This is a genomic window from Spirosoma sp. KCTC 42546 (assembly GCF_006965485.1).
Taxonomy (GTDB): Bacteria; Bacteroidota; Bacteroidia; order Cytophagales; family Spirosomataceae; genus Spirosoma.
This window is the reverse complement of the sequence record NZ_CP041360.1, coordinates 8,632,744-8,650,185: the sequence shown is the minus strand read 5'-3', so window position 1 is coordinate 8,650,185 and position 17,442 is coordinate 8,632,744. Positions and strand designations below refer to the sequence as shown.

The 17,442-nt window shown below is 48.0% G+C and carries 14 protein-coding genes; 7 read left to right on the top strand and 7 right to left on the bottom strand.

Features of this window, described 5'->3' with window-relative positions:
• Window positions 1-79 precede the first annotated feature (79 nt).
• The 4 genes from nirD (at window position 80) to EXU85_RS35165 (ending at window position 6,157) form a co-directional block, all read left to right on the top strand.
• Complete coding sequence (gene nirD, locus EXU85_RS35180) at window positions 80-433, top strand: nitrite reductase small subunit NirD (RefSeq protein ID WP_142776554.1); 354 nt, start codon at window positions 80-82, stop codon at window positions 431-433.
• Window positions 434-489: 56 nt separating this feature from the next.
• The gene (locus EXU85_RS35175) at window positions 490-1,974 is read left to right on the top strand and encodes an ATP-binding protein (RefSeq protein ID WP_142776553.1); all 1,485 of its coding nucleotides are present in this window, start codon (window positions 490-492) and stop codon (window positions 1,972-1,974) included.
• A gap of 2 nt (window positions 1,975-1,976) precedes the next feature.
• Window positions 1,977-2,648: a response regulator transcription factor gene (locus tag EXU85_RS35170; RefSeq protein ID WP_142776552.1), complete on the top strand. Its 672-nt coding sequence runs from the start codon at window positions 1,977-1,979 to the stop codon at window positions 2,646-2,648.
• Window positions 2,649-3,043: 395 nt separating this feature from the next.
• Entirely contained in the window at window positions 3,044-6,157 is a 3,114-nt protein-coding gene (locus EXU85_RS35165; protein ID WP_142776551.1) for a fibronectin type III domain-containing protein, read from the top strand.
• 11 nt (window positions 6,158-6,168) lie between these two features.
• Here the strand turns inward: EXU85_RS35165 and EXU85_RS35160 are convergent, their stop codons facing one another.
• Together EXU85_RS35160 and EXU85_RS35155 are read right to left on the bottom strand one after the other, a co-directional pair.
• Window positions 6,169-7,341 carry an acyltransferase family protein gene (locus tag EXU85_RS35160; RefSeq protein WP_142776550.1) on the bottom strand — a complete coding sequence of 391 codons (1,173 nt, stop codon included), beginning with the start codon at window positions 7,339-7,341 and terminating at the stop codon, window positions 6,169-6,171.
• Between the two features lie 48 nt (window positions 7,342-7,389).
• Window positions 7,390-8,163 carry a hypothetical protein gene (locus EXU85_RS35155; RefSeq protein ID WP_142776549.1) on the bottom strand — a complete coding sequence of 258 codons (774 nt, stop codon included), beginning with the start codon at window positions 8,161-8,163 and terminating at the stop codon, window positions 7,390-7,392.
• Window positions 8,164-8,448: 285 nt separating this feature from the next.
• On the opposite strand from EXU85_RS35155, the gene EXU85_RS35150 reads away from it, so the two are divergent.
• Window positions 8,449-9,036, top strand: coding sequence for a hypothetical protein (locus EXU85_RS35150; protein WP_142776548.1), 588 nt, complete (start codon window positions 8,449-8,451; stop codon window positions 9,034-9,036).
• 77 nt (window positions 9,037-9,113) lie between these two features.
• Here EXU85_RS35150 and nagB read toward each other — a convergent pair whose 3' ends face one another.
• The 5 genes from nagB to EXU85_RS35125 all read right to left on the bottom strand — a co-directional run bounded on the left by nagB (window position 9,114) and on the right by EXU85_RS35125 (window position 14,484).
• Window positions 9,114-11,087, bottom strand: coding sequence for a glucosamine-6-phosphate deaminase (nagB, locus tag EXU85_RS35145; protein ID WP_142776547.1), 1,974 nt, complete (start codon window positions 11,085-11,087; stop codon window positions 9,114-9,116).
• 128 nt (window positions 11,088-11,215) lie between these two features.
• Entirely contained in the window at window positions 11,216-12,358 is a 1,143-nt protein-coding gene (locus EXU85_RS35140) for a Gfo/Idh/MocA family protein (RefSeq protein ID WP_142776546.1), read from the bottom strand.
• 87 nt (window positions 12,359-12,445) lie between these two features.
• Window positions 12,446-13,090, bottom strand: a complete 645-nt coding sequence (locus tag EXU85_RS35135) for a GNAT family N-acetyltransferase (RefSeq protein WP_142776545.1) — start codon at window positions 13,088-13,090, stop codon at window positions 12,446-12,448.
• A gap of 115 nt (window positions 13,091-13,205) precedes the next feature.
• Window positions 13,206-13,607, bottom strand: a complete 402-nt coding sequence (locus tag EXU85_RS35130; RefSeq protein WP_142776544.1) for a nuclear transport factor 2 family protein — start codon at window positions 13,605-13,607, stop codon at window positions 13,206-13,208.
• A 112-nt stretch (window positions 13,608-13,719) separates the two neighbouring features.
• Window positions 13,720-14,484, bottom strand: coding sequence for an NUDIX domain-containing protein (locus EXU85_RS35125; protein WP_142776543.1), 765 nt, complete (start codon window positions 14,482-14,484; stop codon window positions 13,720-13,722).
• A 180-nt stretch (window positions 14,485-14,664) separates the two neighbouring features.
• On the opposite strand from EXU85_RS35125, the gene EXU85_RS35120 reads away from it, so the two are divergent.
• Both EXU85_RS35120 and EXU85_RS35115 read left to right on the top strand, forming a co-directional pair.
• The gene (locus EXU85_RS35120) at window positions 14,665-15,171 is read left to right on the top strand and encodes a (2Fe-2S)-binding protein (protein ID WP_142776542.1); all 507 of its coding nucleotides are present in this window, start codon (window positions 14,665-14,667) and stop codon (window positions 15,169-15,171) included.
• Complete coding sequence (locus EXU85_RS35115; protein WP_142776541.1) at window positions 15,168-17,369, top strand: molybdopterin cofactor-binding domain-containing protein; 2,202 nt, start codon at window positions 15,168-15,170, stop codon at window positions 17,367-17,369. Before EXU85_RS35120 ends, EXU85_RS35115 begins: the two co-directional genes overlap by 4 nt.
• Window positions 17,370-17,442 lie beyond the last annotated feature (73 nt).

Sequence of the window (17,442 nt, the reverse complement as noted above, 5' to 3'; positions counted from 1 at the left end):
TTGCCAATCGGTAGTCATCAACCATTAATACCAACCGAATGACCCTTAATGACTTCTGAATGACAATCTATCAAAGACAATGGAAACACTAACAATACATAAAAACGAAATTACTTGGCATCCTGCCTGTAAAACTGAACATATTCCTGAAGATGGAGGTGCCTGTGTGCTGCTCGGCGGTCGGCAGATTGCCATATTCAATTTTGCACGCCGGGGCGAGTGGTATGCAACCGCGAACGAATGCCCGCATCGCCAGCAGATGGCCCTGTCGCGGGGTATGATCGGCAGCCAGGGCGAAGAACCTAAAGTGGCTTGCCCTTTTCACAAGAAGACGTTTTCGCTCAAAACGGGCCAATGCCTGAATGATGACGGATACGAGATTGACACCTTTCCGGTCAAAATAGCAGATGGAATGGTGTATATTGGGGTATAACCAAATACCGAATACCACAACAAAATGACTCAACTCGATCAACAGGTAGCAACAAAATGACTCAACTCGATCAACAGGTAGCCAGCCGACTAACGCGGTTTTATATGATAGCCCTCACGGTTATTGCCGTGTTATCTTTGAGCGGGCTCCTGTTTATCAAGCATACCATCAGCACTCATTACGATGACAGCCGGGTAGTGAATGTGGCGGGGCGGCAACGGATGCTTAGTCAGCGCCTGACAAAGTTAGCTATGCTTCGGATTGAGGGGCTTACTGCCGCCGATACCGTTTCATTCGATTCGCTACTCCAGTCCTGGAGTCAGAGTCATATTCAGTTGCGGAACGGCATGCTGCATATGGAAAAGGACTATACGGTTCGAAAGAGCAGTCAACTCGATAGCATGTTTACGCGCGTCGCCCCCATATTTCAGTCACTTTTTAACCACTTTAGCCGCATCAACGATCCTAGCAGTACACTTGATGAGAAAAAGGCGGCACTTCAAATCATTTTACGCGATGAGTTCCCATTCATACAGCAAATGAATGCAATCGTCTTTCAGTTTGATACCGAAAGCTTTGATCAGGTAAAACGGCTTGAACGAATCGAGTGGTTGCTTACTATTGCCACGCTGTTGACTCTATTGGTTGAGGGCCTATTTGTTTTTAGACCGGTGGTCAATTACACCCGTCATATTATCCGTAGACTGGACAGGTCGGAGAAGGCGCTGCAACTAGCGAATAACCACATGGAGCTAACTAACAGGGAGTTAGAAGCTACGAATCAAAATCTGGCCGCTTCTAATCGGAAACTGGTTGATACTCAACGTGAGTTATTACGGACTACCGAGGAAAAATATCAGCTACAACTGGCTGAAGATACCGTTCGATCGGCGGCATTGCTGGAAGGTCAGGAAGAAGAGCGTCGGCGCTTTGCCCGTGAACTCCACGATGGCATCGGTCAGATGCTTACCGGCCTGAAATTACACGCAGAAAAGCTGAAGGCCACGTCATTTACGGATGAAAAACAGCGACTTCGTTTTGCGGAACTATGCGATCTGATTGCCGACACGATTCAAACAACCCGGCAGGTTTCCTATAACCTGATGCCTTCAACGTTAAGCGACTTCGGTTTAGGCCCTACCCTGCAACTCCTGGCTGAACAAACAACCCGATCAGTAGGTATTCCTGTTGTCTTTACCGGCTCGAAGGATGCTAAACGGCTCAGCCCATCCATGGAGATTGGTTTATATCGTATTGCGCAGGAAGCCTTGCACAATGCCGTGAAATATGCCGAAGCAAAAACTATAAAAATTACCTTGCAGCAGGATATGCATAAGTTGCTTTTATCCGTAGAAGATGATGGAAAAGGGTTTGTCATGAAAGCGTATACGGCCGATGAAAAGGTATTACCAACAATCAACGGTCTCGATAATATGCGTACTCGAACCCGATTGCTCAACGGTGAGTTAACCATTACAACGAAGCCTAAAAGGGGAACGAAAGTCCGCGTCAGTGTTAATCTAGTAGATAACCTTAACTAGCCATGTCGATACGAATTCTCATAGCCGATGACCATTCTGTGGTAAGAAAGGGGATTCGGATGTTGCTGGAAGATGAAGCCGATATACAGATTGTGGGCGAAGCCTCCGACGGCGACGAAGCAATTGACTTACTTTCCAGTATTCAGACAGATGTTTTACTGTTAGATATCACCATGCCCCGGATGTCGGGTATTGACGCCCTCAAAGTTATCTCCAGTCAATACCCCCGCGTTCGAACGTTGATGTTCAGCATGCACAACAACCCGGACTATATTATAAAGGCGGTACAACATGGGGCTGCGGGTTACATCCTGAAAGACACGGGGCTTGAGGAAATATTACGGGCTGTCCGCACGGTTTTCAGTGGTGATTTGTACTATCCACCGAATGCCTCATCGGTAATTATCCAGCATTTAGTGCTGCCCAACAATACCCAACGAAAAGAAGCGAGAGCGGCCGAGCCCAAACGAACATCCATCTGGAACAAAATTACCTCGCGCGAAGCCCAGATTCTAACCTGTCTCATTGAGGGCATGAGCAGCCCCGAAATTGCGAACCGCTTTGGTATAAGCCCGAACACCGTTGCGAATCAGCGAGCAAGTATTATCCGTAAAGCTGGAGTAAAAAATACCGTTGATTTAATTCGGGTTGCTCTGGAAGAGAAAAACCGATAGATCTATTGATTCGGCTAAAACAGCAACGCTCCCGCTAGAACTAGCGGGAGCGTTGCTGTTTTTTAGCGATAGCCTAGCCGATATAAGATCGCTTATCAGAACCTAATACACTTTCAAGTTGGGGACAATTTCTTTCCAATTGGGGACAATTTAGCCTTTTGGAAGTATACCCACTCGCTTCCTATTTTTAATTGTATCTAACTTGCTATGCTCTAGTTTTTATGTTGCAAATGAGACCGTTGGTAAGCTGCATTTTCGGGAACAACGAGGCTCCATTAACTCTGCCATTCGCCTGTTTGTACGGATTTACTGCATTTAGTAGATCACTTGCCAAAACGTTTGCATTCCGTTCACTGCTCTCAAAAACCAATCACTGCCTTCCTTGACCGTACAATATGAAGTATGTATCCTTACCCCTCCTGTTCGCAATTGGGCTGATGCTCTGGCTCAGTTTGACTAGTCCAACACTAGCTCAAACAACCCCGCCGTCTGGCTCAGCAAGCTGTGGTACACTAGACCTTACTCTAACCCAGGCCAAGGCCCTTCAGCAACAGGCGATGTTGGCGTTCAAGCGTAAAATGGGTGCTCGGAAAGCAGTTACCAGTATAAATTATGTACCAATTCGACCCCATATCATTCGTCGGAGCAATGGTACTGAAGGTTATCCTTTGGCCAAACTGAATGAGGCAATGGCTACCACCAATAGTTACTATCTGCTTAATGGTATTGGCATTCAGTTTTACTTTGCCGGTACCGTTCCTGATTATATAGACGATGACGTGACGTATGAAGGGTTTAACAATGTACCCTCAGGCCACGACGCCTACAACGCGATGAACCAATATTACATCAACGTGTTTGCACCAAACCACGAAGACAGAAGCTATGCATCTTTCCCGGCAAATTATGTAGAATCGACTCGTTCAGTTATCCGAACGTACGGAAGCAACGGTCAATATTTTAATTGGGGCGAGTTTGTACTCCCACATGAATTAGGGCACAATTTTGGGCTTTTCCATACATATGGTTTCGGCAATGGAAATTCGACTACCGACGAATTAGTTACGCGCGGACCAGGGGCGAACTGCGAAACCAATGGAGACTTTATCTGCGATACACCAGCCGATCCGTATGGCCTACCCGGAGCTCAAACAATCCTCATAAACAATTGCTACCAATATGATCCCAATAGCACAGCCCGTGATTCCAACGGAGAACTATACAGCCCGTCGATATCCAATTTAATGTCGTACTGGCCCAGTTGCACGCATGAATTTACACCGGGCCAAATTAACCAGATACTGGCCGGATTAGCGCTTCGTCAGACGCATACAGCATACACCCTTGATGCCCCCCCTACAAATGTAATACCCCCCAGTAATCTGACCAGTCGCTTAAACGGAACTACGATTGTGCTCACATGGCAGGATAATGCGGATAACGAAATGGGTTATTTCATTGAGCGATCTACATCCCCTACTGACGGTTTCGTTCAAATTGGTGGCGTTGCTCCTGATGTGACCAGCTTTACCGATAGCCCAATTACCTTGAGTAACCATTTCTACTATCGTATTCGCCCTTCTAATACCACAACGGGTAGCCTAAGTCCAATTATAGCCTTCTCTACCTGCCCAACTCCACTCTATCCAAACAGCAGTCCGGTCCGGATTTCGGCATCCCTCAACTGGACTGGCAATGCCGGCCAAACAAATACGCTTCGCTGGCGAAACGCAGGAAACCCTGCCTGGACAACAATTGACAATATACCCAATGGGCAATTCTCAACCACCTATTCTCTAACAGGCCTTACAGCCAATACAGCCTACGAATGGCAGGTACAGGGCGTTTGCTCAGGCTCCTCCACCTCCGATTTTACCAATGTGCAGTCCTTTACAACGCTTTCCTGCCAGACCCCATTAGCCTACGGCACAAGTAATATAGGTGGTGCATCCGTTCAATTCTCCTGGTACACTCCATTCGAAGAATCCGGCAGAACGGCAGAAATTCGCTATCGACCTGTGGGATCACCTGCCTGGACAACCGTTAGCAGTGTCAGTAGTGTCGTATTTAATACAGCCTATACACAGGCGGGGCTGGCCAATAGTACTACGTACGAATGGCAAGTAAAGAATGTTTGTTCAGCTACCGAGAGTTCGGCCTACACGCCTTTAGCAAACTTCACAACTCTCTGTCGAACGCCAACGGGGCTCTCCAATTCACCTACAGCTACACGGGCTATCCTAGGCTGGACAGTGAGCAGTGCCCCGGATGCAGGAACAACTTATCAACTACACTACCGCCCTGTAGGAACTACCGTATGGAGCAACGTCAATACTATTCCGGGAACGGGCACCAGCAGTAGCTATTCAGTCACTGGGTTAACCCCTAATACTCAATATGAATGGCAGGTAAGAACAGCTTGTTCGGCCAGTTCCCTTTCTGACTACTCCATAACAAAGCAGTTCACCACTACCTGCAATGCAGCGAATGGGTCTAGTTTGAGTACATCGCTGAAGACCTCTACCAGTGTGCAGTTAGTTTGGTATATTAACAACGACCCTGATACGCCCTATGAGATTCGCTATCGACCTATAGGGGCTGCCAACTGGGTTATGGTAAGTACTACAACCAATACTACCTATAATCTGACAGGACTAACGAACAACACCACGTATGAATGGCAGATCAGAGCGGCCTGTTCGCCCGCCAATCTTTCTGACTTTGTTGCTGGCCCTAACTTTACTACCCAGTGTAAGACCCCCAGCTTTCTATTTGCCAATCCACAGATTTCCTCTGCCACCTTAACCTGGGAACAAACGGGAACGGATGTAACATACGATATTCATTACCGGGTAGTTGGAACAGCCAACTGGACAACACTGAGTAGTATAACCAGCGCTTCGCTTACGCTCACAGGCTTAACGAGTAGCACCAGCTATGAATATCAGGTGCAGGCGCACTGTGCTGACGGCATCACAACTGATTTTTCATCGCTTAATTCCTTTACCACTTCTCCGTGCAGCCAACCTTCTCTGTTTAGTTTATCTGCAAGCCCGATCACAACTAGTTCAGCCCAGTTAAATTGGTATGCCTATTATGCCGCCGACATTCGTTACCGGGTGGTGGGTGCTACCGACTGGATAACACGTAATAACCTACCGAGTACAAATGGAGCTGGCTCTGTTATTCTAACGGGGCTTAGCAGTTCAACCTCTTACGAATGGCAATTAAATATTCAATGTTCCGCTACGGAAAATTCAGGCTTTAGCGGCTCAGCTACTTTCCAGACCCTGACGCCCTGCCTGAACATGTATACGGTCAAAGATGGGCTATGGAATGATCCGAGCGTTTGGTCCTGCAATCGCCTACCAACGAATGGCGATGTTGTACAGATTAAGCATCAGTTAATCATTCCGGCTAGTTATGTAGCAATGTTGCAACGCGTGGGATTTGATACAGGAAAGGCAATCACCTATGGAACGAGTGCGCAGTTGAAAGTAGGATTCTAATCGTGAGTAGGTCACACTTTAATAATCACGTTCTTCCGGTACATCCACCACAGTATACCAAACCAAATCAAGACAAATGTCAGCGCACCCGCCAGCGATGCATTTTTGGGATCGGCGAAGAACGGAGCAATAAAGTTTCGATAGAGATATTCTTTTGAGCCAATTTCAGTACCATCGGGTTGGGTAACGTGAATCAGGGTCATAATACGCGGAATCAACCCCGACAGAAAGAACACCGTGATGGCATTAACGCCAAAGGCTACAAATGGCAATACGCCCCGTTTGTAGTGTTGCACATCAATCAGCCAATAGCACAGTGCCAGACCAAGCATAGCCAGGCCACCCGCCAGGAGCACATACGAACTCGTCCAGAGGGCTTTATTGATGGGAAAGAAGCTATCCCAGATTAGCCCGCCTAAGGTTAACAGACAGCCCACAGCGAATAACCACGCTACTTTCTCGGCGGCCGACCGATCACTTCGCAACCAAGTTCCAGTTAGTATACCCAGTAAGCCTGTACCGATAGCCGGAAGCGTACTAAACAGCCCTTCGGGATCCCAGACTTTTGCCGGTTTGTACACGTGCGCGGGCATTAGAATTGTCCGGTCAAACCAGGCAGCGAGGTTGGTTTCCGGCTCAAGATTAGCATAACCTACACCCGGCACTGGAATGACCGTCATTGATAACCAGTAGCCTACCAGCAAGCCGCAGAGAATATACACTTGCTGGCGTGGGGTCGTTTTCAAAAAAATGAGCGAACAGGCCAGGTAAACCAGTGCAATACGCTGTAATACACCCGGAATCCGAACAATTGAGATGTCGAATTTTGGGAAGAAATTCAGAAATAAACCCAACAAAAACAGGGTAATACTCCGTTTCACAATCTTTCCAACAACTCGCTGCTCCCCCATTTGTCCATCCCTTTCCTTTCCTCCCGACAAAGCAAACGTAATCGACACACCGACAATGAACAGAAAGAACGGAAAAATGAGATCGGTAGGTGTCCATCCGTTCCAGGGCGCATGTTCGAGGGGTGCATAAATGTAGCCCCAATCGCCAGGGTTATTGACCGTAACCATCGCTGCGACAGTGAGACCGCGAAAAAAATCAAGCGAAAGCAGGCGGCCGGAACTAACTTCGGAACGTTGAGTGCTGGCGGAACGTGTCGAAATGGAGGATTGCATAAAAGCCAGAAAGGTTTCCCCGAAGGTACAACAAGTAAGTCTAACGAATCAACTGAACACCTTCATCAGCTTCTTCTCTAAATCTTTCTCCAGCTTCAATAAGCCTTCGGTATTGGGGAGATAGGTCAAGGCGCGGTGATGCCGAAGGTCAAATGGAATATCGCTAGTGGATTGTGTGATAGGAATGACCAGTTTACCGAGTGTATGTGCAACGCCAGTTTCGTAAAACACATTCGGGTTACGATCGGTAAAATCGGTGATGACAGCTTTTGAGGTAAAGATCAGATCGAAAATATCCTGAATCAGAATACTATTATCCCAAATATCATCAGCCCGTTTGCAGTCGATTCCAAGTCGGGCACACACGTTCCGAATGGCGGTATAGGTACCCGAAAACTTACTCTCGAAAGGCATCATTACCGATAGGACGTTTGACTCAACGGTTTTAGCCGGAATTCGAAATACATCCGGGGCAAACGTAATTACCCGATCGGGCGTAACGGACTGAACCGTTGAAACAAATTCCGGCATTTCCCGGACAGGCCGAATCAACGTTGCTTTTTTTGCTTCAACAAACCGTTCGATTTCATAGAGGTTACTGGTGCTTTCGCTAATCAGTTTCGATAAAACCTGCAAGCTGTTTCCCTCATAATCATCATCTTTAAAATCCAGACTACGAAGTAACCGCGGATGGTCTTCAATCAACTCAAGGCTATCTGTTAGATAACCAACCTTGATCCAGTCAGACTTACTAAAGTGGTCTTGAATAAATTCGTGTAAAGCAAAAAGTCGAAATGTTCTCTGTTTGTTCTGTCTGGTCATAGGACTGAAAGGGAGGGTGCTGTAGAATTATATAATATAACTACAATATATAAATGCAAGTATATTCAATTTTTGTATCACAATGATTAGTTCGGTTAATTTTTAGGAGTAAGCTCTACTTTTTTTAACAGAGTTTATGGGTGGATCAGGCAATTTCAACCTACTTAAAGTGCTGTTGATCCGACAATTAATCCAGTTTATCGGCTTTAATAACGGGTTCACTGGTTTGACCTACTAATTTTAACTTAGTCCATAACTCCTCACGCATTTACTCTCACTTTACCAATGAACTTTCACAAAGAACTTATAGACCATAAACAACAATTTTTCCTGGTTGCCAACGCAGGTCTTTCGCTGCCCGTGGCAGGTGCTATTTACTGGTTTACCCTTGGCATTGCTGGCTTTTGTTTAAAACCGGCTCAGTGGGTACTGACAGCCTTTTTTACAAGTGGTTTATTATTTCCGTTAGGATTGGTTTTACAAAAACCGTTTAAATCTAATTTGATAGTTAAAACACCCCTGGCAAGCCTGATTCCTTTTGCTCTATTCGCTATGATGCTCAGTTGGGGTATCACAATTCCCGCGAGTGGTGTCAATAAATCGCTGGTGCCACTTTGCCTGGCCATTGGCATGAGCCTTCACTGGCCTATTATTGGCTGGCTATATAACAGCACTATATGCCAGTTGCATGCACTGATAAGAGCATTGGGAGTAGTTACTTGCTGGTATCTTTTTCCTGACGACCGTTTTACCATCTTACCGTTGCTTGTTTCAGCTATTTATGTGCTCACTGTTCTCGGTTTGACATGGGAAGTAACGAAAGTGCGTAAACAGACTGATAATCAACCCGCAATAACTCTGGGCTCGGCCTAAAGCGTGGGTAAATAAAAAGCCTCCTGCCTATTGCTTTTAACAGCAGGCAGGAGGCTTTTTATTTTTGAGAAACTTACTTAAAACCGCCAGCGCACAAACGCTTCCATAGCTTCGTATTCGGCCAGACCGAGCCGGTTGTAGAGGCCTGCCGTAGCGCCATTACGCTCTTCAGCCCGTTGCCAGAATTCCCGGGAGTCGGTTCCCTGATACACAACACCGTCTTTCTGCGATTGGTGTTTGAAAATACCAAGTCGCTTCTTCATTACCTGATCCGGCGACATGGGTACGGCCATTTCAATTTCATGAATGTCCCACTCAGCCCAGGCTCCACGATAGAGCCAAACCCAGCAGTCTTTCATGAAGTTCTTATGTTTCAACCGACGAACAGCCTCAAAAATAGCATCTAAACAGACTTTGTGCGTACCGTGCGGATCGGCAAGATCACCGGCAGCGTATATCTGATGAGGCTTTATCTCTTCAATCAACGCCATGGTAATCTTAATATCTTCTTCGCTGAGCGGCTTCTTGTCCACGGTACCTGTTTCGTAGAACGGCATGTTCATGAAGTGAGCATTCTCAACAGGAATTCCAACAAACCGGCAGGTCGATTTGGCTTCCCCCATCCGAATCAGTCCTTTCACGTAACGCACTTCCATGGTGTCCATTTCGGAGTCTTTTTTCTCCCGTAATGAAGCGGCTGCATCCTGGAAAATCCGGGTTGCTTCGGGACTTTTGATCCCAAACTTCGTATTGAAGTCGACTACGTAGTCAGCAAAACGCAAGGCTTCATCGTCGGCAACGGCAATGTTACCCGACGTTTGATAACCGACGTGCACTTCGTGGCCCTGATCACGCAAACGCTGGAATGTGCCCCCCATCGAGATGATGTCATCGTCGGGGTGCGGGCTGAAAATCAGGCAGCGTTTCTGAACAGGCAATGCCCGCTCAGGCCGATTGGTATCATCGGCGTTTGGCTTGCCGCCCGGCCAGCCGGTAATGGTATGCTGAAGTTGATTGAAAACGTCAATGTTAATATCGTACGCCTGACCGTATTGAGCAAGCAAATCGCTCATACCATTGTCGTTATAATCCCGGTCGGTTAGTTTTAAAACGGGCTTACCAAGTGTCCGTGACAAATGCGTGACGGCCTTTTTCTTCATTTTGTTGTCCCAAACCACAGAATCCACCAGCCAGGGTGTTTTCATACGGGTCAACTCAGAGGCAGCCGCTTCGTCAATTACGAACAACGCGTTTGGGTGCGTTTGCAGGTAGGAAGCCGGATTTAATTCTGTAACCAGTCCTTCTACCGCTCCACGAATAACAGGCGCTTTCCGCTCACCCCAGGCCAACAGAACCACGCGTCGGGCGCTTAGAATACTCGAAACTCCCATCGTAATGGCTTTGCGTGGTGTTTTGGGTAAGCCCCCAAAATCAACGGAGGCAGCAGCCCGCGTCGAGTTATCGAGCATCATCAAACGCGTATGTGAGTTGATCAGCGAGCCTGGTTCGTTGAACCCGATGTGGCCATTTCCACCAATACCCAGCAATTGAAAATCCAGTCCACCAGCGGCTTCAATTTCAGCCTCGTATTTCTTGGAGAATTCAGCGACCTTATCCGTACGAACGGTACCATCGGGAACATGGTAATTACCTTCTGGAATATCAACATGATCGAACAACTGCTCCCGCATGAACCGCCAGTAGCTTTGCAGCGAGTCGGGTTCCATTGGGTAATATTCGTCCAGATTGAACGAAACAACGTTGTGGAAGCTTAATCCTTCTTCGCGGTGCATCCGAATCAGTTCAGCATACACCGTTTTAGGCGATGAGCCGGTTGCTAGCCCGAGAACGCAGGGCTTTCCTTCACTTTGTTTCTGACGGATCAGATCGGCTAGTTCCTGGGCCACAGCCCGCGATGCATCTTTGGCGTCGGCGTAAATGTGGGTCGGAATTTTTTCGTAGGTGATGGCCGATTGAATAGGGCCACCAGTGGGTAATGCTGCTGACAATTGTCCGTCTGGGTTGTCGAGTAGAGTAGACTCCGTAATCATGATGCGCTATGCGGAGATAAGATGAGAAGCCACAAAGGTCGAAAAAAATCGGCTAGTTTTCAGGTATTTTAATGACCCGACCTACTATTTTAAATTTTTTTATTAACTCGTCTCCTCTATCTACTCCCCTAGCTACGCGCTAATTGATCTGCTTCTGTTGCCAGTAGCAATGAATTGAGTCCATTCTGTTCCGTAATTATTCGATGCGATTCGGGGTAATGGATCGCTCTAACCTGGTCCCGGAACATAAGTCGGAGTAATTCGCTGTAGATGTGCTGTTTCTCATCACCAAAGCCAAATCGAAGCTCAATTTGCTGATAAGCGTCGAACTTTTTGTGGCGTCCGCCTAAGGTTCGGTCTTTACCGCCGATGTTGGCTGTTACATTCAGTTGAGCCCCCGGAAACAGCTCCATCAGCGCACGGGTCGTTTCTTCATCAACAACGCAGCGCATAATCATTCGGGTGGGTACCCACTCAAATAAGGTAATGTCGCCCCGCTCAAATAACAAGCGCATTTCCTGACGGTCCATCCGGCCCGTTTGCGTAAAACCGTGGTAGAAATTAACCAGTTTCTTGCCCGTTGTATCGTCGCCATATTCAACCGTGGCCTGAACCTGATCCTCAATATCATTACTGTTCGGGCGTTTTACAACCTGTGATGCTTTTAGCGTTCCATCACCAAACCAGCCCGTAAACATGTCGAAGAAGTGAACACCGTGTTCAATAAATATGCCGCCCGATTTAGTCCGATCCCAGAACCAGTGTTCGGGCGAAAGACCTTCATCACCTGCGTAATTTTCGAAATACCCGTGCAAAAAATCGCCTAGTAAATTCTTATCAATCAGGTGCTTGACACGGGCAAACATAGGGTTATAGCGCTGCATCAGGTTCGTAACCATCAGTAACCCTTTTTCGCGCGCTGTTTCGATCATTTCGCGACCCTGTTCAGGATTCATGGCCAGCGGTTTTTCGCAGATGACGTGTTTGCCTGCGTTTAGAGCCAGCATAGCTTGCTCGTAGTGCATGAAAGGAGGAGTTGCAATGTAGATCAAGTCAACATCTGGGTGATTGACCAATTCATCAATACTTCCTAGGGTCTCGGCACCAAATCGTTTGGCAGCCACAATAGACTCCTCCCGTTTCGACCCGGCAATGGCGACTAATTTTGTGTTAGGCGTTTGCAAAAACTGCTGAACAGCGAACAGCCCGAAGCCCCCCATACCAATAACTCCCAGCCCAATTGTGCGATCTTCCGATGAGGTTGTTTTCATAGTATTAGGTGTTGTATTCACAAAAACAACTGCCGGAAAGGGTTTATGTTAGGAAAAAGAGACTGGCGAACGAGTTCAGTAGGCAGATTAGGGGAGTAATCGTGTCCAATAAATCATTGGTTTAGCGGTATCGAGAGTCTCGTTTCGGTCGGGCCAGACGAATTCGCTTTGCAGACTTTCATCACGTTGATAGCCTCGTTTTGTCCAGAAGTTATCGAGGGGTTGATAATCAGCGGGGCGAAGTGGATGATCAGCGGGGCGTTTTACAGCGCAAAAGCAAGTCATTTTATAGTGACCAAATTGTTGAGCATGAGCTTCTCGCTCAGAAAAAAATTGATGTCCGAGACCAAGCCCCCGATAAGCGGGAAGCAGAATACTTTCGCCGAAGTAGAAAATCGTGTCCAGATCATAGCCCGCCTTCAGGAAGGGAGCCTGAACCTCAGCAGTTTCATCGCGCAGCGGCAAAGCGGTTGTAGCACCTACCATCCGATCACCATCGTAAACAGCAAATAGAAACGACCGCTCAGCGCGGGCATAGGTTTCCAGATAAGTTTTCTCGTACTCAACCGAGCCTTCGTACAAATACGGGAAGTCGTAAAAGACCGCGATCCGTAAGGCCGCTAACTCATCGAAAACCGTTTGAATAGCTAATCCTGTTAGCTTAAGAAAGGTGAGTGAAGAGGGGGAGATACTCGGCAATGGAGATGTGATTAGTGTGTCTGGCGCGGGCATTTACCCGTGCTTTTTACTATAGCCAGCATTCGCTGGCCCACTGGCTATTCATGCATCAGCAAATGCTGACTTCATTAAAAGACACGGGTAAATACCCGCGCCAGAGTCCACCCAACTACCCCAAAACCAACGACTCCCATAGGGGCAAATTATAATAAGTTGTAACGCGGGTAATGAGTCCATCGGCAACCTCCAGGAACGAACCGGCGGGCATTACATAGGTTTGGCCCATTGCGGCTGGCAAATCGCCATCCGTTTTTTTGTACACACCATTCACCACGAATTCGCAGGCCGCGCGAGTCCCCGTTGGTTCCGTCATAATGACAATATCCGTTAGGGTTTCATCGTAGCAATCGTCCATATGCTGGAGAAACTGGCTAAATATCTCTTTACCGAAACGGGTAGCTCCTTGATTACTGTCATGTTGAACATTTGGGTGGAGCAGGTTGAGCATACCTTCCCAGTCTTTGCGATTAAAGGCGTCGTAATAGGTTGAAACAGTATCGAGAGCAGTCATAAAAAGCGTTTTCGGCAAAGATAAGCCGTCAAAATTATTAACCACAGAGGCACAGAGATCACAGAGAGGTTTTGTGGGTTCAGATTTGAGCATCTGCCTTCACGAGACGAGCTCAAACAAAATTCAGGTTACCGTTAATCAAGGCTTTCTGATAGTTCACCTCATCGAACTGATAGAGATAGGGCGATTTATGCGCCCCGCCCGTCCGGCGTTCGTCTAGGCGAGTCAGGATGTTCAATCCTGTTATTTTTTTATGAAAGTTGCGGGCGTCCAATGGTCGATCCAGAACCGCTTCGTAAAGTCGTTGTAATTCGGGTATCGTGAATTTTTCGGGCATCAGATTCAGCCCAATCGGTTGCCAGTTCAACTGGAGCCGAAGTGTTTTCAGGGCCACATCAATGATGTGTCGATGGTCATAGAGCAGTGAGGGCAAATCGCCAACATCCCACCAGCGGCATTCGTCCGACATAAAATCAACGGTGGGCGTTACTTTGGTATAGTCGACTAAAGCGTAATAACCCATGGAGATTGTCCGGGTGGGCCAATTCACCCCAAACTTCATGGGCATTTTTAACCGTTGCCACGTATCGTCGGTATCATATCGAACGGCATCGCCGAACAAGTGAAACTGTTGCAAAAATAGTTGATCCAGGCCCGTTCGTTCACGAAGTACACGCCCGGCCGCCGTGTCTACCGATTCGGCCTTATAGATAAACCCACCTGGCAGGCTCCACTCATTGGTGTCTTTCCATTGTAATAGCAATACCTTCAGCCTTGTATCATGGAAGCCGAAAATAACGCAATCGAGCGATAGGCCAGATACGCACTCCTCGGTTACTCGTTCATAGTACGTCCGTAATTGGTCGGTGTAAGTCATGCGGAAATATAAAATTTTCTATACGTCATTTTATGGCTGATTATACCATACCGTCAGTATGTATAATTTACGGTTTACAAACAACTACATGCTCTAGTAAACAGTAACCCGCGGATAAATACTGTAAAAACCGTATCTTTCCCAGTATAATAGACCGCTGATTTTTATCCGTAATTGGACATGGCATCCCTAAAATTAACAATTAACAATCAGGCGCATATCGTCGACGTGGACCCCGACATGCCACTGCTATGGGCAATCCGCGATGTAGTGGGCCTCACAGGCACCAAATTTGGTTGTGGTATTGCCCAATGCGGAGCCTGCACGGTGCACTTAGATGGCAATCCTACCCGTTCATGCAGTGTTCCTGTTTCGGCGGTGGTTGGCCAGAAAATAACCACCATAGAAGGACTTTCTAAAAACGCCGATCACCCGGTTCAGAAAGCCTGGATTGAGCATCAGGTGCCCCAGTGCGGTTACTGTCAGTCCGGACAAATTATGTCGGCGGTGGCGCTATTGAAGCAAACACCCAAGCCGACTGACGCCGATATTGATATGGCTATGCAAGGGAATATTTGCCGTTGTGGTACGTATGGCCGCATTCGGCAAGCCATTCACACGGCATCAGCCGAGATGGCCGCTCCCCCTAAATCACCGAAATCCACCCCTAAAATCGGTAAGCGATGAGCCAGAAACCTAATCAGATCGGTACTTCACGCCGGAACTTCCTAAAAGCGGCTGGCTTAAGTGGAGCCGCTTTTGCGCTTGGTTTACCCGCAGCCGAAAGCTTAGCCACCAGCCCTGTATTGAACTTGAGTGCCTGGCCTGGATTGGCTTTGCCTGAGTCCGTTGAACTTACGCCCTACATTATTATCGAAAAATCGGGGCGAATTATTCTTATGAATCCCCGGCCCGAAATTGGTCAGGGTACGTATCAGTCGGTTCCAGCCCTAATTGCGGAAGAACTCGAAGTATCGTTAGACAAAGTCGTTATTCGGCAAACTGGGGGTGAGAGCAAATACGGAGGGATGTGGTCGCAAGCAGTAGGTGGTAGCGGCTCCATTCGGGGTGGCTATACGCAGATGCGCAAAGTAGGGGCCTCCGCCCGCGAAATGCTCGTTAAAGCCGCCAGCGATCAATGGAGCGTACCCATCGACGAGTGTTTTGCCGCCAACGCCACCGTTATTCATAAACCAACGGGTAAAACATTAACCTACGGCCAACTAGCCGAACCAGCAGCAAAATTACCGGTTCCGAAAGAGCCCAAACTGAAAGACCCGAAGCAGTTTACCATGCTGGGCAAGTCGATGCAACGCCCCGACGTACCCTTGAAAGTGGCAGGTCAGGCAACATTTGGCATGGATGCCAAAGTGCCGGGCATGGTTTATGCGTCGATTGAACGCTGCCCCGTGTTTGGCAGTAAGCTGGTAAGTTTCGATGCGGCTCAGTCGCTGAAAGTCAAAGGCGTTCGGCAGGTGGTGAAGGTGGAACGCGTAGTCGGTAAAAACCGATACGAAGGTGTTGCTATCATCGCCGATACTTACTGGGCTGCCTTACAAGGTCGTAAAGCGCTGAAGGTGAACTGGGATCATCAGGGCCACGACACGTTCAATTCGGTTGCTTTTGAGAAAAACCTCCATGAGCTGGCCAAAACAGATGGTGTAGTTGGTCACAACTCGGGCGATTTCGACAAGTCATTTGCCGATGCCCCAACCAAACTCGACGCGTTCTACGAAACCCCCATCGTAAGCCATTCAACCATGGAGCCGATGAACGCACTGGCGCACTATAAGCCTGGCGATAAAATTGAGCTATGGGTATCGTCGCAGGGGGGTGATCTAGTTCGGGATGAGGTTTCCAAGGTGCTCAAGGTTCCGGCCGATAATGTAACCGTACACGTTCTGTTCAATGGCGGAGGGTTTGGTCGGCGGCTTACGCAGGACTTCGCGACTGAAGCCGCACTTTTGTCGAAAACCATTGGCAAACCGGTTAAAGTTGTCTGGTCCCGCGAAGACGATACCCAATTGGGGCCATTCCGGCCCATGACGTTCTCCGCCATGCGGGGGGCCTTATCTGCCGATGGAAAAGCCATAGCCTTTCAGCACAAGGTCATTTCGCCGTCTATCGACGCGACAATGAACGAGAAGTACGATAAAACCAAGCCCGACGGGACTATGCTTGAAGGAACCAACGAGCAGAAATACGAGATCCCAAACCTGAACACCCGATATGTTCACGCCGAAACCCACGTACCACTAACCTACTGGCGATCTGTAACCAGCTCGACCCTGGCGTTCGCGCATGAATGTTTTCTGGACGAAATGGCGCATAAAGCGGGCCAGGACCCATTGGCGTTTCGGATGGCGATGTTAACGAAAGATACGGATGCGAAACGGGTACTCACGAAACTGAAAGAAGTATCGGGTTGGGATAAACCGCTTCCGGCTGGAAAAGGGCGGGGCGTTGCCCAGTGGGAATTTTTCGCGGGTCTGGCAGGTCAGGTTGTCGAAGTATCGAAAAACAAGACTGGCGGTGTTACAGTTGATAAGGTTTATTGCGTAATTGACCTCGGCACCGTCGTTAACCCCGATACAGTTAAGGCGCAGGTTGAAGGTGCCATTGCCATGGCCTTAACAGCCGCAACGAAAGACGGCATCACGTTTGAGAATGGTCAGGCTGTTCAGAAGAATTTTGATGCCAACCGGATGGTGCGCATTAACGAAATGCCGGATGTTGAGGTACATATTTTGGCCGAAGGCGGTCCAACCATTAAAGGAGTTGGCGAACCGGGTTTGCCACCCTTAGCACCCGCTTTAGCAAACGCCGTTTTTGCAGCAACCGGTAAGCGTGTTCGTCGGTTGCCGTTTGATTTAGAAAAGGTGTAATTTTTAGTTTGAAGTTTGAGGTTCGTAGTTTGAAGTTGCTGACGCACATAGAACTTCAAACTACGAACCTCAA

Bases quoted from the DNA above. Each gene is read 5' to 3' on its own strand.
- EXU85_RS35150 (WP_142776548.1), top strand. From the start codon at position 8,449: ATGAACTTTCACAAAGAACTTATAGACCATAAACAACAATTTTTCCTG.
- nirD (WP_142776554.1), top strand. From the start codon at position 80: ATGGAAACACTAACAATACATAAAAACGAAATTACTTGGCATCCTGCC.
- nagB (WP_142776547.1), bottom strand. From the start codon at position 11,087: ATGATTACGGAGTCTACTCTACTCGACAACCCAGACGGACAATTGTCA.
- EXU85_RS35175 (WP_142776553.1), top strand. From the start codon at position 490: ATGACTCAACTCGATCAACAGGTAGCCAGCCGACTAACGCGGTTTTAT.
- EXU85_RS35130 (WP_142776544.1), bottom strand. From the start codon at position 13,607: ATGACTGCTCTCGATACTGTTTCAACCTATTACGACGCCTTTAATCGC.
- EXU85_RS35135 (WP_142776545.1), bottom strand. From the start codon at position 13,090: ATGCCCGCGCCAGACACACTAATCACATCTCCATTGCCGAGTATCTCC.
- EXU85_RS35125 (WP_142776543.1), bottom strand. From the start codon at position 14,484: ATGACTTACACCGACCAATTACGGACGTACTATGAACGAGTAACCGAG.
- EXU85_RS35165 (WP_142776551.1), top strand. From the start codon at position 3,044: ATGAAGTATGTATCCTTACCCCTCCTGTTCGCAATTGGGCTGATGCTC.
- EXU85_RS35160 (WP_142776550.1), bottom strand. From the start codon at position 7,341: ATGCAATCCTCCATTTCGACACGTTCCGCCAGCACTCAACGTTCCGAA.
- EXU85_RS35140 (WP_142776546.1), bottom strand. From the start codon at position 12,358: ATGAAAACAACCTCATCGGAAGATCGCACAATTGGGCTGGGAGTTATT.
- EXU85_RS35170 (WP_142776552.1), top strand. From the start codon at position 1,977: ATGTCGATACGAATTCTCATAGCCGATGACCATTCTGTGGTAAGAAAG.
- EXU85_RS35120 (WP_142776542.1), top strand. From the start codon at position 14,665: ATGGCATCCCTAAAATTAACAATTAACAATCAGGCGCATATCGTCGAC.
- EXU85_RS35115 (WP_142776541.1), top strand. From the start codon at position 15,168: ATGAGCCAGAAACCTAATCAGATCGGTACTTCACGCCGGAACTTCCTA.
- EXU85_RS35155 (WP_142776549.1), bottom strand. From the start codon at position 8,163: ATGACCAGACAGAACAAACAGAGAACATTTCGACTTTTTGCTTTACAC.